The sequence below is a fragment of the Archangium sp. Cb G35 genome, from assembly GCF_001896145.1.
Classification (GTDB): domain Bacteria; phylum Myxococcota; class Myxococcia; order Myxococcales; family Myxococcaceae; genus Archangium; species Archangium violaceum.
In genome coordinates, this window is the sequence record NZ_MPOI01000011.1 from 222,721 (window position 1) to 245,080 (window position 22,360).

20 protein-coding genes are annotated in these 22,360 nt (G+C 68.7%); 13 read left to right on the forward strand and 7 right to left on the reverse strand.

What is annotated here, in order from left to right:
• Positions 1–67: 67 nt before the first annotated feature.
• The gene (locus BO221_RS31570) at positions 68–1,882 is read left to right on the forward strand and encodes a CsgG/HfaB family protein (protein WP_073564553.1); all 1,815 of its coding nucleotides are present in this window, start codon (positions 68–70) and stop codon (positions 1,880–1,882) included.
• Positions 1,883–1,894: 12 nt separating this feature from the next.
• Here the strand turns inward: BO221_RS31570 and BO221_RS31575 are convergent, their stop codons facing one another.
• Entirely contained in the window at positions 1,895–4,219 is a 2,325-nt protein-coding gene (locus tag BO221_RS31575; protein ID WP_073564554.1) for a hypothetical protein, read from the reverse strand.
• Between the two features lie 47 nt (positions 4,220–4,266).
• Here BO221_RS31575 and BO221_RS31580 point away from each other — a divergent pair, with 47 nt between their 5' ends.
• Positions 4,267–4,977, forward strand: coding sequence for a CsgG/HfaB family protein (locus BO221_RS31580; protein WP_073564555.1), 711 nt, complete (start codon positions 4,267–4,269; stop codon positions 4,975–4,977).
• Positions 4,978–4,980: 3 nt separating this feature from the next.
• Here the strand turns inward: BO221_RS31580 and BO221_RS31585 are convergent, their stop codons facing one another.
• The 5 genes from BO221_RS31585 to BO221_RS31605 form a co-directional block, all read right to left on the reverse strand.
• Positions 4,981–6,294 carry a M48 family metallopeptidase gene (locus BO221_RS31585; protein ID WP_073564556.1) on the reverse strand — a complete coding sequence of 438 codons (1,314 nt, stop codon included), beginning with the start codon at positions 6,292–6,294 and terminating at the stop codon, positions 4,981–4,983.
• A 69-nt stretch (positions 6,295–6,363) separates the two neighbouring features.
• Positions 6,364–6,903, reverse strand: a complete 540-nt coding sequence (locus BO221_RS31590) for a hypothetical protein (RefSeq protein ID WP_073564557.1) — start codon at positions 6,901–6,903, stop codon at positions 6,364–6,366.
• A 115-nt stretch (positions 6,904–7,018) separates the two neighbouring features.
• Complete coding sequence (locus tag BO221_RS31595) at positions 7,019–7,459, reverse strand: OsmC family protein (protein WP_073564791.1); 441 nt, start codon at positions 7,457–7,459, stop codon at positions 7,019–7,021.
• Positions 7,460–7,486: 27 nt separating this feature from the next.
• Positions 7,487–8,698: a deoxyhypusine synthase family protein gene (locus BO221_RS31600; RefSeq protein ID WP_043405802.1), complete on the reverse strand. Its 1,212-nt coding sequence runs from the start codon at positions 8,696–8,698 to the stop codon at positions 7,487–7,489.
• A 44-nt stretch (positions 8,699–8,742) separates the two neighbouring features.
• Positions 8,743–9,003, reverse strand: coding sequence for a hypothetical protein (locus BO221_RS31605; RefSeq protein WP_073564558.1), 261 nt, complete (start codon positions 9,001–9,003; stop codon positions 8,743–8,745).
• Positions 9,004–9,108: 105 nt separating this feature from the next.
• Here BO221_RS31605 and BO221_RS31610 point away from each other — a divergent pair, with 105 nt between their 5' ends.
• Both BO221_RS31610 and BO221_RS31615 read left to right on the forward strand, forming a co-directional pair.
• Positions 9,109–9,936, forward strand: coding sequence for a PHP domain-containing protein (locus BO221_RS31610; RefSeq protein WP_073564559.1), 828 nt, complete (start codon positions 9,109–9,111; stop codon positions 9,934–9,936).
• A 92-nt stretch (positions 9,937–10,028) separates the two neighbouring features.
• Entirely contained in the window at positions 10,029–11,384 is a 1,356-nt protein-coding gene (locus BO221_RS31615; protein ID WP_158079945.1) for a cytochrome P450, read from the forward strand.
• Positions 11,385–11,469: 85 nt separating this feature from the next.
• Here the strand turns inward: BO221_RS31615 and BO221_RS31620 are convergent, their stop codons facing one another.
• Positions 11,470–13,068 carry a methyl-accepting chemotaxis protein gene (locus BO221_RS31620; protein ID WP_073564561.1) on the reverse strand — a complete coding sequence of 533 codons (1,599 nt, stop codon included), beginning with the start codon at positions 13,066–13,068 and terminating at the stop codon, positions 11,470–11,472.
• 211 nt (positions 13,069–13,279) lie between these two features.
• Here BO221_RS31620 and BO221_RS31625 point away from each other — a divergent pair, with 211 nt between their 5' ends.
• From BO221_RS31625 to BO221_RS31665, 9 genes are all read left to right on the forward strand, one after another.
• The gene (locus BO221_RS31625) at positions 13,280–13,663 is read left to right on the forward strand and encodes an NADH-quinone oxidoreductase subunit A (RefSeq protein ID WP_073564562.1); all 384 of its coding nucleotides are present in this window, start codon (positions 13,280–13,282) and stop codon (positions 13,661–13,663) included.
• A gap of 15 nt (positions 13,664–13,678) precedes the next feature.
• The gene (locus BO221_RS31630; RefSeq protein WP_073564563.1) at positions 13,679–14,236 is read left to right on the forward strand and encodes an NADH-quinone oxidoreductase subunit B; all 558 of its coding nucleotides are present in this window, start codon (positions 13,679–13,681) and stop codon (positions 14,234–14,236) included.
• A 187-nt stretch (positions 14,237–14,423) separates the two neighbouring features.
• The gene (locus BO221_RS31635; protein ID WP_233166330.1) at positions 14,424–15,767 is read left to right on the forward strand and encodes an adenylate/guanylate cyclase domain-containing protein; all 1,344 of its coding nucleotides are present in this window, start codon (positions 14,424–14,426) and stop codon (positions 15,765–15,767) included.
• Between the two features lie 88 nt (positions 15,768–15,855).
• Positions 15,856–16,368 (forward strand): NADH-quinone oxidoreductase subunit C, encoded by a 513-nt coding sequence (locus BO221_RS31640; RefSeq protein WP_073564793.1) that lies wholly within the window; start codon positions 15,856–15,858, stop codon positions 16,366–16,368.
• 36 nt (positions 16,369–16,404) lie between these two features.
• Complete coding sequence (gene nuoD, locus BO221_RS31645; protein ID WP_073564564.1) at positions 16,405–17,670, forward strand: NADH dehydrogenase (quinone) subunit D; 1,266 nt, start codon at positions 16,405–16,407, stop codon at positions 17,668–17,670.
• Entirely contained in the window at positions 17,667–19,538 is a 1,872-nt protein-coding gene (locus BO221_RS31650; protein WP_073564565.1) for a 2Fe-2S iron-sulfur cluster-binding protein, read from the forward strand. The genes nuoD and BO221_RS31650 overlap by 4 nt, the downstream gene beginning before the upstream one ends.
• A gap of 2 nt (positions 19,539–19,540) precedes the next feature.
• Positions 19,541–21,025, forward strand: coding sequence for a complex I subunit 1 family protein (locus BO221_RS31655; RefSeq protein WP_073564566.1), 1,485 nt, complete (start codon positions 19,541–19,543; stop codon positions 21,023–21,025).
• A 17-nt stretch (positions 21,026–21,042) separates the two neighbouring features.
• Positions 21,043–21,804 carry an NADH-quinone oxidoreductase subunit I gene (locus BO221_RS31660; protein WP_073564567.1) on the forward strand — a complete coding sequence of 254 codons (762 nt, stop codon included), beginning with the start codon at positions 21,043–21,045 and terminating at the stop codon, positions 21,802–21,804.
• A 177-nt stretch (positions 21,805–21,981) separates the two neighbouring features.
• Positions 21,982–22,338 (forward strand): ferredoxin, encoded by a 357-nt coding sequence (locus BO221_RS31665; protein ID WP_073564568.1) that lies wholly within the window; start codon positions 21,982–21,984, stop codon positions 22,336–22,338.
• Positions 22,339–22,360 lie beyond the last annotated feature (22 nt).

Here is a 22,360-nt window from a genome sequence, read left to right on the forward strand (position 1 = left end):
CATAGGACGATTGCCCGGACCAGGTGGGGATGAACCGGGACCGGTTGGCACATTAGGATTCACCCCCATGCTCCGCCTCCAGGCACTCGCCCTGAGCCTGCTGCTCGCCCTGCCCCTCTCCGCCCATGCGGATGAGGACCCGAATGCCGAGGACCTCAAACCGGTCCTCGCGGTCCTCTACTTCGACAACAACACTGGCAAGCCCGCGCTCGATGTCCTGCGCAAGGGCTTCGCGGACATGATGGTGACGGACCTGTCCGCGGTTCAGCAACTCCAGGTCGTCGAGCGCGAGAAGCTGCAGAGGCTGCTCGATGAGTTGAAGCTGCAGCGGAGCAGCTACTTCGACCCGAAGACGATCCAGCGGCTCGGCCAGGGCATGGGGGCGCAGTTCGCGGTGACGGGCTCCATCGTGGCCGTCGACCCCACCCTGCGCATCGACGTCCGGCTCGTGGAGATCGCCACCAGCAAGGTCCTCCTCGCCGAGAAGGTCATGGGCCAGAAGAATCAGCTCTTCGACCTGCAGCAGAAGCTCGTGGGCCGGTTCGTGAAGGCGCTCCTGCCCAGGCTGGATCAGCTCCCGAAGCCCCGGAGCCGCGCGCCCGACGTGGACACACTGCTGAGCTACTCCAAGGGCATCGACCTGGTGGACCAGGGAAAGCTCCATGAGGCCCGTGACCAGCTCGCCGCGGTGGTGAGCAAGTCCCCCACGTTCCTCCTCGCGCGCCAGCGCCACGAGGAGATCCTCGCCCGTCTGAAGGAAGCCCAGCAGCGGCGGACCGAGACGCTCAGTGACGTGAACGAGCTCCTCGGGCAGCGGTCCGAGGCCTGGCTCCAGGGCAAGGACATGGCCTCGCTCGACGAGAAGGAGAGCTCCACGTTCCTCGCCTGGCGGCTCATCCGGATGCAGTACCTGGCCCGGCGGCTTCACAAGCACCTCGCCTCCAAGCCCCCCCACCTCATCCTCCCGGGCCACGAGCCCCAGGCCCTGGAGTTGATGAAGCGCTGGAACGAGCAGGCCCAGGCCTTCGTCCAGGAGACGGGCGCGTACGTGCGGCGCTTCACGCGGGAGATGAACGGTGTCCGCTTCATGCCCAACACCCGTCTGGAGCTCCCGCCCGAGGACGCGGAGTACGTGCGTCAGGCGGATTACGGCCCGCTCGATCTCGACGGAGAGGTGCACCTCACCGTCGCGCGGGCCCTGTTGGTGGGCAGGTACAAGCAAGGTCGCGCCATGGACGGCTTCCAGGTGGGGCCCTCGCACTCGGACCTGGATCCCACCGTCGCGGAACAGGGCTTCCGGTTGCTCGAGGAGTCCGTCGAGCAAGCCGCATCCCTTCCTCCCAGGCAGTACGAACACCGCGCGTACCTCGTGCTGGATTTCCACGGCGATGCGCTCATGCGCAAGGGCCGGACGGAGGAGGCGATCGCCCGCTGGCAGAGGTTCCTCGACCTGTTCCCGGCCGCGGAACGGTTCCCCTTCATGAGCGACAAGATCAAGACCGCGCTGGGCGTGGGCTCCAACAGCCACGCGAACGCGGGCGCCACCTTCCCGCAGTCCCTGGAGGAGTGCGACAAGAGCGGCATCCTCCAGGGCTACAGCCAGGAGCTCAACCGGCGTCTCATGACACGGGGCTACAAGGCGGCGCGCGAGCTGTTCACCGAGTTGGACACCCGGTGTGGCGAAAACCGGGAGCTGAAACCGTACCTGCGCAGCCTGCTCACCACCACGGCCCTGTCGGCCGCACAGGCCCACGACTGCGCCACGTTCCACGAGTTGATGACGACCCGCTTCCTCGCCCTGAAAGGAAGCCAGAGCGACATCGCCGGGTACCTCAAGAACTACGTGCCGCACTGCCAGAAGCCGGAGCCCGCGGCGCCCTGAGCCGCGAGCCCCTCAGCGTCTGCGCCAGCTCATCACCCGCGCGAGGAACACGGTGCCGAAGACGAGCACCGTGAAGGCCGCCGTGTAGCCGAGGAAGATGAGCCAGCCGGTGGTGGTGCCGGGGATGCCCACCGAGGGGCTCATGTCCTGGAACTGCGCTCCGGAGAAGAAGCCGCACGCGAGGCTCACCGGCAGGAAGACGAACACCAGGATGCCCACCATCCGGTCGAACTGGTCCCGCTTGTATTGGTCCAGCTCCGAGGCCTGGTCCTTCATGGCCTCCACCGTCTCCTGCAGTCCGTGCAGCGAGTGCCACGCGAGGTAGCGCGCGTTGATGTCCGGGTCCTCGCTCACGCGCGTGTGCCACAGGGAGTTGGTGAAGAGCATCACGTCCGAGCGGACGCTGCGCGCGGGCCGCAGGCTCTGCCAACGCGAGGTGCGGTAGCGCTGCTCCACCTCGGCCATGCGCCGGCTGGTCTCGAAGGCCGAGTAGCGCTGGCCGATCGTCAGCAGGAAGAGGAGGAAGTCCCGATCGCACGCGAGCGGTCCACGCTCCTCCTCCTCGATGAGGAACTCGAGCCGGGCGCCGCCCGTCGAGGTCAGCCAGTGTTCCGTCTCGCCCGCGGCGTCCCGGAGCACCCGGCGGCTCTCCGATGCGGCCTCCGACGGCAGCTTCTCCAGCGTGGGCTCCGTGCCCGTGGCGAGCGCGTAGAAGAGCCCCTGCATGGAGCGCGAGTCATCGAGCATCGACGAACGGCCGCGGGAGATGCGGTAGCCACCGTAGACGAGCCAGCGCTCCGGCCCGAGCGGCGCGAGCCAGGGCGGCAGGCCCCTCAGGGGCTCGAGCTCCCACAGCTCCTTGCCCTCCACGAGCGCGGCCTGCTCGTGGGCGAGCTCGTACAGCGAGGTCGCCGTCAGCCGGGACCGCTCTATCCACACGACGACGAGCCGGTTGGGGTAGACGGAGACGCGGACGGTATGGCCCTCGGTGGGCTTCTCGTAGTGCAGCACGTCCGCCTCGGCCGTGGCGCCGAGGAAGGAGTGGACCACCGCGGGGTGGAAGGCCACGCCCTGGTTGGAGAGATCGCACCGGCGGAAGCCCCGGGACACGAGCTCCGCGTCTGGCGCCGGTCCCCGCCACAGGAAGGGCCGGGCGAAGACGGTGTGGGCCTTGAGGACATGGACGTTGCGGCCGACGTTGAAGCGGCTCCAGAGGGCTTCCCACAGCTCGCGGCGCGACTGCCGGGTGCCCGAGTAGGGGCCCGCCACCATCGTCGAGCGGCCCACCGGGCTGGCGTAGCCGTCCGAGTACCACGGGTCCGAGTAGTCGTTGGGCTGGCGCTCGAAGCGCCGGGCTCCCCGGACGCGCGGGTTTCCATCCGGCAGCCGATCTCCCTCGAGCTCGTCCAGATGACCCGCGAGGTTGGAGAGCGTCCCCGCGCGCTCGGGAGTGAGCGAGAAGGCATGCCAGGGCTTGGACTGCTCCGGCCGCGAGATGTGGACGGCCATGAAGTCGAAGCCCTGGCCGTAGTGGGTGTTCTCGGTGTCGGTGCGCGCGAGGAGCCGGAGAACGGTGACGTCCTGGAAGGAGGACAGGAAGAGCGCGTCCACGCGCCGCACGGCGCCGTTCTGCTCGTCGTCGAGCGGGATGTCGAGCTGCACGCGCTGGGCCCGCGACAGCTCGGCGCGGTAGAGGCGCTCATCGGCCTTGAGCCGGCGGGAGATGGTCGGGGGGATGAGCGCCTCGGGCAGCTTCGTCAGCTCCACGGAGAGGCGGCCGCGATCCAGCACGGTGGCCATGAGCTCCAACAGCTCGCGGGTGGGGCGAGCCGTCTCCGAGGGCCAGAGGTCCAGGGCGGCGTAGAACACGGTGCCCAGGGCACGCTCGTAGTCACCCACCGTCTCGGTGTGCCCCTGCTCCCACTCACCCACGTACTCGCCGAAGGCGTCGACCCCCTCGGGCCAGGAGCCGTGGAGCAGCCGGTACATGGCCAACAGCGTGGCGCAGAGCACATCCAGGGTGGGCTCGTGGACGCGCAGGGTGAGGGGTCCGAGCGAACCCTCGGGCTGCCCCTTCCTGAGTTCCTGGGAGAAGGCATCGAGCTCCTCGGCGGACAGGAGGACGGCGCCCGTGGTGGAGCGCACCGAGCGCCGCATCCACTGGGGCAGCTTCCACGCCAGCATGCGGGGGTGGGGCGGCAGGGACTGTCCGCGCGAGCCCACACTGAAGAAGAGCTCACGCGGTCCCGGCTCCACACCGGGCACGGGCTTCTCCGCGAGCCACACCACCTGCTCGCCCAGCAGCACCTCCACCACCTGTCGCAACTTCGCATCCATGGGGGGCACCTTATAGGCGCATCCCGTCCGTGCCAGAATCCCGCTTCGTGAAGACAACCCGTCACTTCCCGCGTCTGCTCTGCCTGCTGCTCGGGCTGTTCGCCCTCCCCGTCCTGGCCGCCGACGCCGACAAGCCCACGGTGGCGGTGCTCTACTTCGACTACGAGGGCGCCGACGCCGGCATGCAGCTCCTCAAGAAGGGGCTGGCCCAGATGCTCATCTCGGACCTGTCCGCCCACGAGCCCGTGCGCTTCGTGGAGCGGGACCGGCTCCAGCAGGTCATGGACGAGCTGGAGCTGAACCAATCCAGCAGGTTCGATCAGGCCACCGCCAACAAGGTGGGCAAGCTGCTCGGGGCGCGCTACCTCGTCATGGGCGGGTACTTCGACGTGATGAACACCCTGCGCGTGGACGCCCGGGTCGTCGAAACGGAAACGGGCCGCATCGTCCGTTCCGTCGGGGCGCAGAACACTCCGGAGAAGTTCCTCGTGCTCGAGCAGGAGCTGGCGCGGGAGCTCCGTGCCGTCTTCGAGGAGCTCGTCGCCCCCACGGGCGAGTCCGGCAAGGCGCCCGCGAAGCCGAAGCCCGTGCGCAAGCCGCGCAAGCTCACCCGGGACACGGCCCTGCGCTATGCCCGCGCGCTGGACGCGAAGGATCGCAAGGACCTGGTCACAGCAAAGAAGGAGCTGAGCGCGGTGGTGAAGGACCAGCCAGATTTCCAGCTCGCGTCCAAGGAGCTGGCGCTGCTGATGAAGTGAGTCTCAGGGAGCCGAGCAGAGGCCAGCGGCTTCCGGATGGCCGAGAGACTTCGCGCGGCAGAAGGAGGCCCGGGCGAGCTCATGGTCCGCGACGGCCTCCTGGGCCTTGCCAGCCGTCTCGGTCTCCCGGGCCCGCGCCTGGTAGGCCTCTCCCAGCCTGAAGTGGATATCCGAGACCTCGGGAGCGCTCTCGGCCGCGCGCTGCAACCACAGCACGGCCTTGTCCACGCGAAGCACCTGCAAATAGATCAACCCCAGGTTGTAGCGAGGCTTCCAGAACCGTGCGTCCAGCTCCGCGGCGCGGGTGAGGCGCTCCACGGCCTCCTTCAGGTTCTGTTGGGCCACCCCCACCCTTCCAGCGAGATTCTCCGCCGCCGCGAAGTTCGCGCACAGGAGCGCCTTGTTCATGGCCTCCGCATCGGGCTGGCCCGCCAGGAGGCTCGCCCTGGCCACGTGGAACCACCCTTCCGGGCTCCAGTGGGGACCCCGGGCCCGCAGCGCGGGGAGCGCCGCGGTGGCCTCGCGGACCCGGTCCTTTTCCGGGACGCGGTCCGCGAGCTTCGAGCCCATCTCGAGGAGCATCACGAGCCCCTGGGGGTCCTTCTCCTGGCAATCGGCGGGAGGAGGAGGCTCCGCGTTCGCCGCGTAGAGCGCATCCACCTTTTCCCGGAGGCTCGGAGCCGAGGAGGAGGACGACCCGGCCATGGGACGGTACGCGAGCACGCCCAGGCCCGAGGCCACCGCCACGAGGGCGACGCCCCCCGCCAGCGCCAGCCGCCTTCCGTCCGCGGGCCGGGCCGATGGACCCCGCCTCACCGGGGACACCGTGGGAGCCGGGGGCGTCGCCTTCACGGGAGCATCCGGCACCGGGGTGGGCGCGCGCTGCTGGCCGTATGACTCGTGGTACCAGGTGAGGATGGCCACCAGGGAGTTGAGGCTCGTCACCGCCTCCTGGAGGTCCACCTTCACGCCCGTGCCGTCGTGAAGCCCGCCCGCGTGGTCGTGCGAGCTCAGGTTTCCCCAGGCCTGCACCGTCCCCATGTGCGCGAGGATATGGGTGGGGATGATTCCGGCGTGCGCTTGTTGGCGGAACTTGGTGATCAGCTCGTCGAGCATCGCCTTGCCCGGCGTCTGCTTCAGCTCGGTGCTGACCATCGAGCGCAGGAGCATTTCGAGCACGAGCCGGGCGTTCTGCAGCACGCCCTTGTAGTCCCGGGTGCGTCCCCGGGTGGCCAGGGCCACCAGATCCTCCTGGGCCCTGCCGAAGTGCGGCGTGAGTTGCTCGATGCGCTGAAGCAGCGGCTCCAGTTCCGTCATGTCGCTCCCTCTGGTGGGCACGCTACCACCTTCGAGCGCGCCCACGAGCGGGCGAGGGAGCGGAGCGGCTCAGTGCGCCTCTCTCTCGGAAGGCGAGGGAGTAAGACGCAGCACGGAGCCCGCTCCTGGCTCGAGGAAGGCTTCGTCCGAGCACTGCTGGCGCAGCCGCTCCAGGGTGCGCCGCTGGTGCTCGGCCCGGGCGATGAGCGAGGAGAAGTCGAAGCGGCCCAGGCGCTCGTCCTTTCGCGACAGCCGCCGCAGCGTCCGCCACATGGACAACCGCCCCTCGGTGCCCAGGCACAGCCCTTCCAGCTCCACCACACGGCTCAGGGGCGAGTAGCCCAGCAGCTGTCCGTTGAGCTTCAGGCGGCCCAGCTTCTCGGCCACCCAGGCCGCGCCCTGCTTCAGCATGTCGGGCTTGAACCCCAGGGCCGACATCACGCTCAGGAGGATCGCGCGATCCTCCATCAGCTCCTGATGAAAGGTCTCCAGGAACTCACCCACGGCGTTGTCGGCGTTCTCCGCCTTCGCGCGGCGCGCCAGTTCCAGGCCCCCGATCGAGCCCGCCAGATGATCATTCAGGTAGATCCTCAACAGCGCCACGTTCACGCCACCCTCCTCGTGCTCGTTCCCACCGTGCGGAGGGTCGGCATGCCCGGGCGCTGGCGCAGGACACCACGCCCGGGCGATCGGAGGGCAGACGGCGGAGCGGGCCTTCTTCCGCCTACCGGGCCTCGTCGGGGTAGCGGAAGGTCAGGGGGATCTTCACGTCCGGGTGCAGGCTGCGCGTGACGGGGCAGCCGTGCGCCACCTCCTCCAGCCGGGCGCGGTGCGCGGCGGAGAGGCCCGCGGGCATGTCGATCTCCAGCACCAGCTCGCCGATGCGGCGCGGCGGAGGCGTCATGCGCTTCTCCACCCGGGCGCGCGCATCACCGAAGGGAATCCCCTCGCGCGAGGCGGCCAGGGCCATGGTGGTGAGGGCGCAGGAGGCGAGCGCCGCGCCCACGAGGTCCGTGGGCGAGAAGGACATGCCCGTGCCGCCGTTGTCCTTGGGGGCCTCGGTGGTGATGTTCGTGCCGGACGGACCGTGCTCCAGCTTGCAGTGGAAGCCCGGCGCGCTCGCGACGTTCATCACGACGCCGGTGGCGGGAGTGGGTTGGCTCATGGTCATGGCTCCTGTTCTGACGCCGCCTCAGCGGACGTAGGTCTCGTGCTCCGTCGGATCCGGCTTCGCCTCGTCGGGGCTCCAGTCGATCGTCTTCAGCAGCGACTTGCGGCGCTTCTGCACGTCCTTGTCGAGGAAGGTCACCGCCTCCTGCATCACGTCCATCAGCCGGCGCGGCTTGCGCTTCATCTTCGTGTCGCTGAGCAGGGCGTGGGTGAGCCACGGGAAGACGGCGGTGACGTCGGTGTGCACGTACATGGAGCCGGCCTCCACGGCCTCCATGGACACCTTGCCCCAGGTGTGGCCCTCACCGGCCGGACAGCTGGAGAGCGCGCCGTTGTCCACCGGGTCCACACAGAACTGCACGTCGATGTCGAAGCCGTCCGTGGGCACGCCGAGAATCTGGTCCAGCAGCGGCTCGCCCTGGAGCGTGTAGTTCTTGGGCACGCCACCGCCGAGGATCCAGATGGCCATCTTGTTGGAGAAGTGGTGGCGGCAGTAGTGCTGGATCGCCGACATCCAGTAGACGTCGTCGTTGATGTCGATCTCGAACTTGAACTCATCGCCCATGAGGCGCTTGAGCTTGACGGCGTTGAGGAAGATGGAGCCGTCCTGCACGGCGCCCACGAAGATGGGCACGCCATACTTGTAGCAGGTGGACAGCAGCGAGGGCTGCTTCACGCCGAGCTTCTTCTCGATGGCCTGGATGTTCTTGCCGAGCAGGTAGTGGAACTCGGGCGTGGTCATCTTGCGCTGGAACTCGGGGCGGCGCAGGAGGGCGGAGAAGAGCCGGTCGGTGTCCAGCAGGGCCTCCTCCCAGAAGCCCAGGTCGTAGATGCGGATGATGCGGGCCAGGCGGTACTGGAGGTCACCCGCGTTGGGGTTCACCTCGCGGATGGCGTGGCCGATGATGCGGTGGGCGTCGTGGTAGAGGTTGGCGCCGGTGGTGGTGAGGGCGGAGATGACGCCCTTCTCGATGAGCGGGATGATGCAGCTCTGGTGCAGGCCGGCCGGCGTCATGGCGCCCGAGAGCGTGAGGAAGATGGAGGCATCCACCTCCATGGAGCGGCGCATCAGCTCGAACGCGGTGCGCTCCTGGCGTCCCACGTAGGCCGAGAAGGCGTGCTCGAGCAGCTCGGTGGGCGACTCCTTGCCGGTGATGGGACGCGGATCCGCCTTGCGTGCTCCCGAGTAGTGGGCGCGCAGGTTCTTTCGGTTGTTCGAGGGGTTCTTGGCCATGGCGCGCGATCTACCACCGCCCGCGCGCCGAGGGGAACACGGGTTTACTTGCGCTTCTTGTCCTTGGCGCCCTTGTCATCCGTCTCGGGAGTGCCAAGCACGCGCTCGCGTACCTGCTCGGCGGTGAGGTGCCCGGTGTCCGACACAACACAGGACACGTACGCCAACTCCGCCAGGGCCCGCCGCGCCCGGGCGCGCACGGCCTCGTCGTCGGAGGACAGCATCTCGGACGCGGCGGAGATGTAGCTGCTCGCCAACGACTCGAAGAGGTACACGCGGTTCTCGATGGTGTCGTCCTTGGCCATGACGCTCCTCCTCCCGGGGAACCCACAGGCTGGCGAATCCAAGGGATATCCCACATCCTATGGATGGTAGGCGGAGCGTACAACCCGAGGCCCCTGGAGTGAGCCGTGATCGATCTGCATTCCCACACCACGGCGAGTGATGGCCAACACTCGCCCGCCGAGCTGCTGTCCCTCGCGGCGAGCGCGGGGGTAACGGCGCTGGCGGTGACGGACCACGACACGGTGGCGGGGCTGGCGGAGGCGGCGGAGGCGGCGAGGGCGCACGGGGTGGAGCTGGTGCCGGGCATCGAGGTGTCCGCGTTCGTGCTGAAGAAGGAGGTGCACATCCTGGGGCACTTCGTGCGGCCGGACTTCCCGGAGCTGGCCCGTTTCGCGGAGCGGCTGCGGGTGGAGCGCGAGCAGCGCATGGAGCGGATGGTGGAGCAGATGCGGAAGCTGGGCTTCCCTGTGCGGATGGAGGAGGTGCGGGCGATTGCCGGGAGCGCGCAACTGGGGAGGCCGCACCTGGCGCGGCTGCTGGTGGAGAAGGGCTGGTGTCTGGACGTGAAGGAGGCGTTCGACCGGTTCCTGGGCGCGGGCAAGCCAGCGTGGACGGACCGGTTCAAGCTGGAGGGACGGGACGCCATCCGGCTCATCCACCGCGCGGGAGGCACGGCCACGCTGGCGCACCCGGGCAGCTCCAAGCTGGAGCGCTACGACATCCTGCAACTGGCTCGCGAGGGCCTGGACGGGCTGGAAGCGCTGCACACGGACCACAACCCGAGCGTGCGGGAGAAGTACCTGAGGTTCGCGAAGGAGTTCGATCTGGTGACCACCGGGGGCAGCGACTTCCACGGCGAGCAGGTGACGCCGGGCCGGCGCCCCGGTGACTCGACGACGCCCCCGGAGAACTTCGAGAAGCTGCGCGCCCGGGCCGCGTCGGCGCGGGCGTAGGGAATGGTGACTGTCGTGCAGATGCTACGGGCAATCCCATACACCGCGGGGTGGGGTTGTGCCGGGCCCGCGACGTTTGTATGCACGGTTCCATGCAAGCGCTGAAGAACCTGTTCTCCCGCTCCCCCGAGCAGATGGAACTCCGCGAGGGAATCCCCGTCCTCCCTGGCGCCTTCCCCATCCTGGGACACGCCCCACACACCCTGGGCAATGCCCTCGCCTTCCTCCGGGACGCGGAGGACAAGGTGGGCCCGCTGTTCTGGACGAAGAACATCGGCCGCTACACGCTCGTGTGCATGGGCGAGCCCGGCTTCGAGCTGCTCAAGAACAAGGTGACCAGCAGCGAGTTCATCCGCGAGGGGTCGCCGGATTTCATCGGTGACTCCCTCATGTCGCGGGATGGGGCCTCCCACCGGAACCTGCGCTCGGCCATGAGCGCGGCCTTCACGCCCCGGGGCCTGACCGCCAGCGGTGCCTCCGCCATCGCGGCCGAGGTCGTCGAGTCCTACACGTCCCGCATTCCCCAGGAGCCCTTCTCCCTGCTGGAGCTGACCCAGAGGATCACGCTCGACGTCATCTTCCGCATCATCGGCATCGACAACGAGGAGCTCGCGGCCTGGAACCACAACTACCGCGAGTTCGTGCTGGGCGCCCTCCCCATCAAGCTCGACTTCCCCTACTCGCCCGCGCGGCGCGCCAGGCAGGGGAAGCAGTGGCTCGATTCGCGCCTCTCCAGCCTGATCTCCAAGGCGCGCGGCAAGCCGGAGATGCCGGGCACGCTCTCGGCGCTGCTCAAGGCGCGCGATGAGGAGGGCAAGGAGCTCACCGAGGACGAGCTCATCCAGAACCTGCGCCTGCTGGCGCTCGCGGGGCACGAGACGTCCGCGTCGGTGATGGCGTGGATGGGCATCGTGCTCGCCCAGCAGCCCGCGCTCTGGGAACAGCTGCGGGATGAGGCCATGGCGTCTCCGTCCATGCCCCGCTCGCCCGAGGAACTCAAAAGCCATCCCTTCGCCGAGGCGCTCTTCCGCGAAGTGCTGCGCCTGTACCCGCCCGTATCGTGGACGGGCCGCGAGGCCATCCAGGACCTCGAGCTGTACGGCAAGCGGGTGCCCAAGGGCACGACGATCCTCGTCCCCGTGGGAACATACGGCCACGACCCGAAGCTCTTCCCGGATCCGGAGCGCTGCGATCCCACGCGTTGGATGGGGAGGCGGCTGCCGCCGTCGGCCATCGAGACCGCGGCGTTCGGGGGTGGTCCCCACTTCTGCCTGGGCTACCACCTGGCCTGGGTGGAGATCGTGCAGTTCGCCACGGGCTTCGCTCGCGAGGTGGCTCGCCGGGGAATGAAGCCTCAGCTGGCTCCGGGATCCGCGGAGCCCAAGCTGACCTACTTCCCCTTCGGTGCGCCCCCGAAGAAGACGCGCATCCAGCTCGTGCCGGCCTGATGGCGCTCACTCGTAGTCGACTACGAGTGGTGAACCCGGGGTGCGGATACCCTCACCCCGACCCTCTCCCGGAGGGAGAGGGAGTTCAGCGGTCGCGGGCCACCTTGAACTTGCTGGTGAGCACCGTGAGGCTGTCCGCCACGTTCTGCAGATCCTGCGCGATCCGCGTGGTACGGCCCGTGGCGTCCACGCCCTGCTTCACCAGCTCGGCCACGTTGCGCGCGCCCTGCACCGCCTGCTCGCTGGACTGACGCTGCTGCCTCGTGGCGATGGTGATCTGCCGCGCCGCCTCGCTCGTGCCACGCGCCAGCTCGACGATCCGCTGGAACACCGCCGAGGCCTGCTCCGCCACCTCCACGCCGCGGTCGCTCGTGGCCATGCCCACGCGCGCCTTGGTGGCCGCCTCGTTGCCCGAGTCCTGCACCTTCTCCACGATGCGGGCGATGTCCCGCGCCGACGCGGACACGTTCTCCGCCAGCTTGCGCATCTCCGCCGCCACCAGCGAGAAGCCCCGGCCCACCTCGCCCGCCTTGGTGCCCTCGAGCGCCGCGTTCAGCGCCAGCAGGTCCGAGCGCTCCGCCACCTGGTTGATCACCTGGGCGATCTTCGACACCTGCTGCAAATCCTGGTTGAGGCCCACGATGGCGTCCGCCACGCCCTTGGACTCCATGCGGATGTCGTTGATGCCCGCCACCACCTGCGCCACCACCGCCATCGCCTCGGCCACCGCCTCGTGCGTGCGCCGCGCGCTGGACTCCACCACCTCGGTGGAGCTCGAAATCTGTTCCGCCGTGCGGCTCAGCTCCTCGAAGGTCGCGGCGATCTGCTGGGCATACGCCGCCTGCTGGCTGATGACGTGCTCCTGGTCCGCCGACGCCCCCGTCAGCCCGCGCGAGGCGCTGGAGAGCTGCTCCAACCGCGCCAGCAGCTCCGACACCGTGCCGCGCAACGTGCCGAGCATCTCGTTGAAGGAGTGCGCCATCATGCGCACCTCGCCCGCGGAGGCCACGTCCATCTCGCTCAGCGACAGGTCTCCCTGCGACACCTCGCGCGCCGCCTGCGTCATGCGCGTCACCGGCTCGGCGATGGCCCGCCCGATGAAGAAGGTGATGAACAGGCCCACCACCATGGCGCCCAGGTACACCCAGAGGGCCTCCCGCATGGACTCCGGCTTCACCTGGTCGGCGTCGGCGTCCAGACCCACCACGTAGGTGTGGTTCCCGGACAACCTGCAGAAGACTACCGGCACCGGGTAGCCGGGCAGCTCCACCATCGAGCACTCCTCGCCCTCGGCCGGTCCACCCTTCAGCCCCTTCGGCACGGTGCCACGCTCGGACAGCACCTTGCCCCCGGGGGTGAGCACCGTCTGGAAGGACACCCCACCCGCCTGCTCCACCCGGTCGAAGACATTCAGGACCTGCGGCACGGCCCGCAGACTGGTGTCCCGCGAAGCCGTCGGCTGGGACTCTGAACGATCCGGGGCCGTCACCCCGGCCTGCTCCAGCACGGCCGAGAGATCATGCGATGCGATCAGGCCCACCACCCGGGTGCGATCCTCGAGCCGCGCCAGCGCCGACTTCCGCTGCTGATCCGGAAAGTAGAAACCGCTGAACAGGGCCACGGCGATGCTGGGAACCAGCACCGCGAACGCCACCTGCCAGCGCAAACTGAGACGACCCCACATGCCCGGGCTCTCTCCTATCTGATCGGAAGCCGCACCAGTCCGTGACCCTAGGCGCCCGGTGCGCGGAGCGTCAAACTCCCCGCCCCGGCCGCTGGGACCGGAGGGCGGACGGCCAGGCGTGTCCCGGGGCTTTCCGCTGTCATGTCCAGGGCTTGGCTTCCCGGGTTTCTCCATTGACACGGCTGCCCGGTGTCCCTAGGGTCCGCGCCGAATGAACCCCACGCTCGACCCCAATCCCCTGGCGCCCTACCTGCCGCTGGCGATCGTGCTGCTGCTCGCGGGTGTGCTGTCGCTCATCATCGTGAAGCTGGCCGCCGCCCTGGGCCCCAAGCGTCCGAGCTCCATCAAGTCCGCCCCCTTCGAGGCCGGCTCCGAGAGCAGTGGTCCGGCGCGCCAGCGCTTCGCGGTGAAGTTCTACGTGGTGGCCCTGCTCTTCATCGTGTTCGACGTCGAAGCCGTCTTCCTGTACCCCTGGGCGGTCAACTTCCAGGCGCTCGGCTGGTTCGGCTACATGGAGATGCTCGTTTTCGCTGCGACCCTCGTGGTGGGCCTTATCTACATCTGGAAGAAGGGCGCCCTGGAGTGGGAGCACTGAGGGCACTGAGGAATCATGGCTGAATCTGATATCGCACCCGTACTGACCACCCGCCGCGACGACGCCATGGGCTTCTTCGAGCGGATGGTGTCCAAGGGCCTGGGTTGGGCGCGCAAGTACTCGCTCTTCACCTACCCGTTCGCCACCGCGTGCTGCGGCATGGAGTTCATGTCCGTGGCCGCCGCCCGCCACGACATCGCCCGCTTCGGCGCCGAGTTCCCCCGGTTCTCGCCCCGTCAGGCGGACATGCTGATGGTGATCGGCACCATCAACCAGAAGCAGGCGCCCATCCTCAAGCGCGTGTACGAGCAGATGGCCGAGCCCAAGTGGGTCGTCGCCTTCGGCGTGTGCGCCTCCTCGGGCGGCTTCTACGACAACTACGCCGTGCTGCAGGGCATCGACCGCATCATCCCGGTGGACGTCTACATCCCCGGCTGCCCGCCGCGTCCCGAGCAGGTGCTCGACGGCCTCAAGCTGCTGCAGGACAAGATCGGCAACCAGGTGCACCGCGTGGGTCACAGGGGCTCGGCGCCGCACGATCTGCTGGCCTCCCAGTACAACCTCGGCAAGTAGGCCTCCGCGCACCCCACGGTGCCGCGGCCCCAGGGCCCCGCGAACCTCTCCGGAGGTGGCGGGGCCCTCGCCTTTTCACTGCCTCCAGTTGCAGTGGCAATCGAGTGGCGAGCAGGCGGGCTCGCGAACCGTGCGGACCTCCAGGGTACGTGCGAGAATGCGCCATTCCCCTTAACGCCGAGATCGCGTGGACGAGTCCGGGCAGACACGACCCCCTCTCATCGACTTCCTGAGGGAGCCGGTGGGGAGGGCCCTCGAGGAGGAGCGCCGGCACAACACCGTGCGCCTGGCGCTGCTGCGCTTCCTCGGCGTGTCCGCCATCCTGGCCGTCACGGTGTACCTGGCCCGGGTGCAGGGGCTGGCGGACTGGGAGGTGTACCTCCCGCCCTTCAGCGCCTACTGGGTGTGCACCGCGATGACGGTGGGCGTCGTGCTGCGCTGGCCCCCGGGAGCGAGCTGGGCCGGGCTGTCGCTCGCGGTGGTGGACGTGCCGGCCATCTACTGGCTGCAGCACCTCGCCCTGCCCGTCTCGCCTTCACCTGGAGGCGTGGCGGGTTTCACCCTGGGCCTCTACTGCTGCGTCATCGTCCTGTCCGCGCTGTCCCTGCGCCGTCCGGTGATCATCGCCGTGACGGTGACCGCCGCCCTGGCCGAAGTCACCTTGCAAGCGGAGGCCTCCATCGGTGTGGGGGCGCGGGTGGTGGCGGTGGTGGTGCTGGTGCTGACGGGCGCCGCCGCGCGCTACCTCTTCCACCGCATCCGCGTGCTCATCTCCGCGGTGACGAGCGAGGAGCTCAAGCGCGCCCAGCTCGGCCGCTACTTCTCCCCCGCGGTGGCCGATCGCCTCCAGGACCTGGCCTCGCCCGTGTCCACCCCCGAGCTGCGCGAGGTGACCATCCTCTTCTCGGACCTGCGGGACTTCACCTCGCTCAGCGAGCGGCTGCCCCCCGAGGCCGTGGTGGCCGTCCTCAACGAGTACTACGGGCACATGGTGGAGGTGGTGTTCCGCCACGGCGGCACGCTCGACAAGTTCATCGGGGACGCACTCATGGTGTACTTCGGCGCCCCCCTGCCCGATCCGGAGCACCCCCGGCGCGCCGTGGAGTGCGCCCTGGAGATGGTGCGCGAGCTGGAGGCGCTCAACGCCGAGCGGACCGCCCGGGGCGAGCCCGGCCTGCGCATGGGGGTGGGCCTGCACACCGGCCGGGTGGTGCTCGGCAACATCGGCTCCACCGCCCGCCGCCTGGAGTACACCGCCATTGGCGACACGGTGAACCTGGCCAGCCGCATCGAGTACCTCACCAAGCAGCACCGCACCCCGGTGCTCGTCTCCCGCGAGACCCGGGAGCGGGCGGGCGAGGGATTTCACTGGAAGGAACTCCCCCCCACCCCGGTGGCCGGCAAACGCGAGCCCGTCTCCACCTTCATTCCCGGGCCGCCGGGCGCCCGGGAGGGCACCGAGGAGTCGGCCCGGAAGTCCCATTCCGGCGAACGCCGGCTTCTGACTCGCGTAAGTAGTGAGGATGCCTGAGGGATTACGTTGACGCCCCCCGGGCCGCATCCTTATAACGCGCCGGATTCCATAGCCAGCATTGGGGCCCCCTTTGAGCACTTTCGCACTGGACAGGGTCACCGCCCAGTTTCCGGAGGCGGTGGCGGAGCGCTACCTCGACCGCACTGGCGGCGCCTGGGCCGTCATCCACGCGGAGCACCTTCCCAAGGTCGCCGCGTTCCTGAAGAACGAGCTGGACTTCAAGCTCTTCACTTCCATCGACGCGGTGGATCGCCTGCACCTCGCGGAGAATGATCCGCGCTTCGAGGTCGTCTACTTCGTCTACTCGCTGTCGCGGCACGAGCACGTGCGCTTCAAGGTGCGCGTGAGCGAGGCCCATCCGGAGCTGCCCTCCATCGTGTCCGTGTTCCGCGGCGCCGACTGGTGGGAGCGCTTCGTCTGGGACTTCTACGGCATCCGCTTCTCGGGGCACCCGGACCTGCGCCGCGTGTTGCTGTACGAGGAGTTCCAGGGCCACCCGCTCCGCAAGGACTACGCCCTGCGCGACCGTCAGCCGCTCATCCCCGAGCGGCCCATCAAGGACATCTTCCGCGGCCCCGGTACCAGCGGCGTTTCCTGAGCGCCCCCCACCGGCAGCCCCCCGAGGACAGACATCATGGCGGACTCCCACAAGCCCGTGTCACCCCCCACCCCCGAAGCGCCCAACCCGGACACCGACGCCTACGCCCACGAGGCGGAGCTGGAGGCCCACCTCCAGACCAAGCGGATGTACGTGAACATGGGCCCCTCCCACCCCGCCACGCACGGCACCGTGCGTCTGAAGGTGGAGCTCGAGGGCGAGAACATCGCCGAGATCGACTGTGAGATCGGCTTCCTGCACCGCGGCTTCCAGAAGAGCTGCGAGAACGTCACCTGGACGCAGTGCCTGCCGTACACGGACCGGTTGAACTACGTGTCCGCGATGATGAACAACTTCGGTTTCCTCAACGCCGTGGAGAAGCTCATCGGCCTGGAGATCCCGGAGCGCGCCCAGTACATCCGCGTCATCGGCTCGGAGCTGCACCGCATCCATGATCACCTGACGTGCGTGGCCGCGACGGGCATGGAGCTGGGAGGCTTCGCGCCCTTCCTCTTCGGCGTCGAGGCGCGCGAGCTCATCATGGACCGCGTCGCCGAGCTGACGGGCGCCCGGCTGACCACCAACTTCGGGCGCATTGGCGGCATGAACCGCGACCTGCCCGAGGGCTGGAGCGAGAAGGTCCTCAAGTCGCTCGACAAGGTGATGGAGCTGGTCGGCGAGATGGACGGGCTGCTCACGCGCAACCGCATCTTCGTGGACCGCACCAAGGACACGGGCATCATCACGGCCGAGGACGCGATCGACTACGGCTGGACGGGCCCCTGCCTGCGCGCCTGCGGCATCGACTACGACGTGCGCAAGGCGAAGCCCTACTGGGTCTACGACCGGATGGATTTCGACGTCCCGATCGGTGAGAAGGGCGACAACTACGACCGGTACCTGATGCGCATCGAGGAGATGAAGCAGTCGGATCGCATCATCCGCCAGGCGCTCAAGCAGATTCCGGCCGGCCCCATCATCCTGGACGACTGGCGCATCGCGCTGCCGCCCAAGCCCGAGGTGTACGGCACCATCGAAGGTGTCATCTCGCACTTCAAGCTGGTGATGGAGGGCGTGCAGGTGCCCGCCGGCGAGGTGTACGACGCCACCGAGGCGGCCAACGGCGAGCTGGGCTGGTACATGGTGAGCGACGGCAGCGGCCGTCCGTACAAGGTCCACGTGCGCGCGCCGGGCTACCCCATCCTGTCCGCCGTGCCCCACATCATCAAGGGCAAGCTGCTGGCGGACCTCATTCCCACCTTTGACACGATCAACATGATCGGCGGCGAGGTCGAGCAGTGAGCGACAACGACACCAAGAAGCCCACCGGAGACGCCCAGCCGCCCCCGAAGGGCGCGCCCACGGATACGCCGGCGGCGAAGATCGGCTCCGAGCCCTCCAACCCGCCCGCGGGCGCGAAGCTGGAGACGCCTCCGGCCGCGCACAGCGCTCCCACCGCGGCGCCTCCCCCGCCGCCCGCGCCCAAGCCGGCCGGGCCGCCCCCGCCGAAGAACCCGGGGTTCATCACCTGCACCATCGACGGCAAGGAAGTCGTCGTGAAGCCGGGGACGAACATGGTCGAGGCGGCCAAGATGGTCGGCTCGGACATCCCCTACTTCTGCTACCACCCGCGCCTGTCCATCGCGGCCAACTGCCGCATGTGCATGGTGGAGGCCTCCAACGCCCCCAAGCTGGTGCCCGGCTGCCAGACTCCGCTCGTCGAGGGCCAGGTCATCAAGACCAACACGCCCAAGGTGAAGGAGCAGCAGCGCGCCGTCATGGAGTTCCTGCTCCTCAACCACCCGGTCGACTGCTCCATCTGCGACCAGGCCGGTGAGTGCAAGCTGCAGGACTACTACATGCGCTACGACTACCGCCCCTCCCGGCTCGAGGGCGGCAAGGTCATGAAGAACAAGCGCAAGGTCCTGGGGCCCCGCGTGGTGCTGGACCAGGAGCGCTGCATCATCTGCAGCCGCTGCGTGCGCTTCATGAACGAGATTCCGAAGGAGCCGCAGCTCGGCATCTTCGGCCGTGGCAGCCACGAGGTCATCGACACCTTCCCGGGCAGCGAGCTCAACAGCAACTACTCGCTCAACACCGTGGACATCTGCCCGGTGGGCGCGCTGCTCAGCCGCGACTTCCGCTTCCGAGCCCGCTCCTGGTTCCTGTCCGCCGCTCCGTCCGTGTGCACCGGCTGCTCGCGCGGCTGCAACATCTACGCGGACTTCATGGCGCAGGACACCTACCGCTACCGCCCGCGCGAGAACGAGGCCATCAACAAGAGCTGGATGTGCGACCACGGCCGCGAGACCTACAAGGGTCTCAACACCGGGCGCGTGCTCAGCGCCGTGGTGGGCCGTCAGCAGGACACCGGCACCGCCCGTCCGGAAGTGGCGCGCAAGGAGGCCCTCCAGGCCGCCGCCAAGGCGCTCTCCGGCGTGAAGGGCCAGGTGGCCGTGCTCGCCTCGCCCGTGGCCTCCAACGAGGATCTGCTCGCCACGCTCACCTTCGCCAAGGCGACGCTGGGCGCGAAGGAGCTCTACGTGGGTGGCCGCCCGCAGGGTCAGGCGGACCACTTCCTCCTCACCGCGGACCGCAACCCCAACCGCAAGGGCCTGGAGCTGATCGCCCAGGGCCTGGGGCTGACGCTCAAGCCGTTCGAGGACCTGGTGAAGGCCATCGACGGTGGCAAGGTGAAGGCGCTCTACGCCGTGGGCACCGAGGTGCCGGGCAACGTGGAGACCTTCGCCCAGGCGGCCGCGAAGCTGGACGTGTTCGTGGCGCAGGCCACCAACGAGTCGCCCATCACCGCGCAGGCCACCGTGCTGCTGCCGGCCTCCGCGCATGTGGAGTTCGATGGCTCCTTCGTGCAGGGGGACGGCATCGTGCAGCGCTTCCGCAAGGCCTACCCGTCCAAGGGTGACGCCGTGGGGCACTGGGCGCTGGCGGCCGAGCTCACCCGTGAGCTGGGTGGCACCGCGGCCTGGACGTCCTCTCGCGAGGTGTTCCGCGAGCTGGGCAAGGCCGTGAGCGCGTTCGCCGAGTTCGATTGGGACAAGGCGGCTCCTCCCGACCGGGAGAAGCCGGGCATCAACCCGCTGCCGACCGCCGCCGACGGCCGGCCTCCGGGGTACCGTGAGTTCGGCGCTCCCAGGGTCCGGGGTATCTGACAATGAAGCGCACACTCACCATGCTGTTCTGGTTCGGCGTCATGTTCGCCCACTTCGTGGGCATCATGGCGTTGGCCTATGCCGTGGGCGGTCTCGTGGAGGGCGTCCTCCCGGGCGGCAGCCGCCTGACGAACATGGCCATCCTGATGGTGGCCGTCGTGATGGGCATCGCGTCCCTGCTCACGGTGGCCGAGCGCAAGTGGAGCTCGCTGATGCAGAACCGCATCGGCCCCAACCGCGCCCGCATCAACCTGCCCCTCATCAAGGACAGCGCCCTGGTGGGCATCCCCCACTTCCTGGCCGACGGCATGAAGATGCTGTTCAAGGAGGACTTCCTCCCGGCCACGGCCAACAAGCTGCTCTACAACCTGGGGCCCATGCTGGCCTTCGCGCCGGTGTTCGCCCTGTACGCGGTGGTGCCCTCCGGCCCCACGGTGCAGGTGTTCGGCCACACCGTGGACATGGTGGTGGCCACCCCGGACTTCGGCCTGCTCTACGTGTTCGCCATCGCCTCGCTGGCGGTGTACGGCACGTCGCTGGCCGGCTGGTCCTCCAACAACAAGTTCGCGCTGCTCGGTGGCGTCCGCGCCGCCTCGCAGATGATCTCCTACGAGGTCGCGCTGGGCTTGTCGCTGGTGGGTCTGATGATGGCCTTCTCCACGGTGCAGCTGCCCGCCTTCGTGGGCAACGTGACCAACGAGCTGGGCCTGGGCAACGCGGCCACCGGCCAGGCCCGCTACCTGTGGGAGGGGAAGATCGGCGGCTTCGACATCGGCCTGCCCGCCTGGGGCTTCCTGCTGCAGCCGCTGGGCTTCTTCCTGTTCTTCGCCGCCGCCTTCGCGGAGACCAAGCGCGCCCCCTTCGACACGCCCGAGGGTGAGTCGGAGATCATCGGCTACTTCGTCGAGTACTCGGGCATGAAGTTCGGCCTCTTCATGATCTCCGAGTTCGTGGAGATCGTGGTCCTCTCCGGCCTCATCGTGGTGCTCTTCTTCGGTGGCTACCACCTGCCCTTCGGCGGCGAGTGGCTGTCCAACCTGGCGCTGATGAAGGAGCACGGCTGGCTGTACGGCACCATCCTGGGCACCGTGTTCTGGGCGAAGGTGATGTTCTTCGTGTGGCTGCAGCTGGCCATCCGCTGGACGTTCCCGCGCTTCCGCTACGATCAGATCCAGACGCTGGGCTGGAAGATCCTCCTGCCCATCGGCCTCTTCAACGTGTTCGCCACGGGCGCGCTGGTGCTGTGGGATCCGTCCCTCCGGGCGCTGGCGGTGTTCGGCCTGCTGCAGATCGGCGTGCTGATCGCCCTGACCACGTCCTCCGCGCTCAAGTCCGAGGAGGGCCACGGGGGCGGCCATGGACACGGCCACGATGCCCACGGGCACGGTCACGATGCGCATGGTCACGGCCTGCCGGCCCACGGCCACGCCGCCCACGCGGACACCCATTCCGGTGCGCACTCCGGTGCCGCCGCGGCTTCGCACTAGGCTGAGAGAAAGACACCATGGCTTACAAGGCGACTCAGGATCCCCGCACCGACATCCGCGAGCGTTCCTACCTGCCGGAGCTGATCAAGGGTCTGGCCATCACCACGCGGCACTTCCTGCGCAACCTCTTCGGGACCCGCGAGGTCGGCGTCCCGTTCGAGGATCGCAAGGGCACCAGCCTCGTCACCACCGTGCAGTACCCCGAGGAGAAGGTTGCCTATCCTCCCGGGTACCGCGGTCTGCACCGGCTGGTTCCGCGCGAGGACGGCAAGCCGCGCTGCGTGGCCTGCTACATGTGCGCCACCATCTGCCCGGCCCAGTGCATCTACATCGAGGCCGGGGAGTACGAGGCGGAGGCGGCCGAGGGTGAATCGCGCGTCATCGAGAAGTTCCCCACCCAGTTCGTCATCGATGAGCTGCGCTGCATCGTGTGCGGCCTGTGCGTGGACGCGTGCCCCAAGGACGCCATCCGCATGGACACGTACACGCACACTCCGCCGGAGTACAACCGGCAGGGTTTCGTCTACGACATCCCCAAGCTGCTCAAGGGGCCCGCCGTGTCGCACCCGTCCGATCCGTGGAACAAGCGCCCGGGCTCGGAGCAGCCGGCCCACGTGCACAAGGAGGCCCATACCCGCATCGGCGAGGGCCACGAGGCGCACCACGGCGGCCACGAGCTCGCTGCGGGCCACTCGCACGGCGACCACGCCACCCCGGGCACCCGCTCCACCGTCGTCTCCAACGAGGGCCCGGTGCCCGTGACGAAGTTCCTCAAGTAGGACACGTCCGGCTCCGCCGGCTTCCGGCCCGCCTTCCCCGCTCGCATGCGGTGGACGGCGGGCCGGTGTCGTTTCAACCCCTACCTGCAACCCGGTTCCCTGCGTGCGAGGGGGCTGGCCCTCACCGGCCGCGCGACCCTTTCCGCCCATCCGCAAACGCCGTAGGGTGGGTGACGCATGAAGCGCTACCGCCTCTCCGTGTGCAAGGGCTCGAGCTGCAAGGCAGGCGGCTCCGACTCCGTGGCCGCGGCCGCCCGTGACGAGCTGTCCGCCCGCAAGCTCCAGGTGCGCTGCGAGCTGTACCGCGGAGGCTGCTACGGCTTCTGCCACATGGGTCCCAACGTCGTCATCCGCGAGGAGACGGGACGCAAGAGGGATCCGCTCTCCCCCGAGGACTTCCAGCTCATGGGCTGGGAGGGCGAGGTGTACTACTCGCACATGACCCCGGAGAAGATGAAGCGCGTGGTGGCCGAGCACATCGAGCAGGACAAGCCCGTCGTCGAGCTCTTCGGCCACCCGGACGAGGCGGAGTAGCCCGCCCCGCCGTCAGCCCTCC

Coding starts and splice junctions, on each gene's coding strand:
- BO221_RS31585 (WP_073564556.1), bottom strand. CDS start 6,294: ATGACGGAACTGGAGCCGCTGCTTCAGCGCATCGAGCAACTCACGCCG.
- BO221_RS31600 (WP_043405802.1), bottom strand. CDS start 8,698: ATGGCCAAGAACCCCTCGAACAACCGAAAGAACCTGCGCGCCCACTAC.
- BO221_RS31570 (WP_073564553.1), top strand. CDS start 68: ATGCTCCGCCTCCAGGCACTCGCCCTGAGCCTGCTGCTCGCCCTGCCC.
- BO221_RS31595 (WP_073564791.1), bottom strand. CDS start 7,459: ATGAGCCAACCCACTCCCGCCACCGGCGTCGTGATGAACGTCGCGAGC.
- BO221_RS31625 (WP_073564562.1), top strand. CDS start 13,280: ATGAACCCCACGCTCGACCCCAATCCCCTGGCGCCCTACCTGCCGCTG.
- BO221_RS31630 (WP_073564563.1), top strand. CDS start 13,679: ATGGCTGAATCTGATATCGCACCCGTACTGACCACCCGCCGCGACGAC.
- BO221_RS31660 (WP_073564567.1), top strand. CDS start 21,043: ATGGCTTACAAGGCGACTCAGGATCCCCGCACCGACATCCGCGAGCGT.
- BO221_RS31575 (WP_073564554.1), bottom strand. CDS start 4,219: ATGGATGCGAAGTTGCGACAGGTGGTGGAGGTGCTGCTGGGCGAGCAG.
- nuoD (WP_073564564.1), top strand. CDS start 16,405: ATGGCGGACTCCCACAAGCCCGTGTCACCCCCCACCCCCGAAGCGCCC.
- BO221_RS31620 (WP_073564561.1), bottom strand. CDS start 13,068: ATGTGGGGTCGTCTCAGTTTGCGCTGGCAGGTGGCGTTCGCGGTGCTG.
- BO221_RS31615 (WP_158079945.1), top strand. CDS start 10,029: ATGCAAGCGCTGAAGAACCTGTTCTCCCGCTCCCCCGAGCAGATGGAA.
- BO221_RS31655 (WP_073564566.1), top strand. CDS start 19,541: ATGAAGCGCACACTCACCATGCTGTTCTGGTTCGGCGTCATGTTCGCC.
- BO221_RS31665 (WP_073564568.1), top strand. CDS start 21,982: ATGAAGCGCTACCGCCTCTCCGTGTGCAAGGGCTCGAGCTGCAAGGCA.
- BO221_RS31605 (WP_073564558.1), bottom strand. CDS start 9,003: ATGGCCAAGGACGACACCATCGAGAACCGCGTGTACCTCTTCGAGTCG.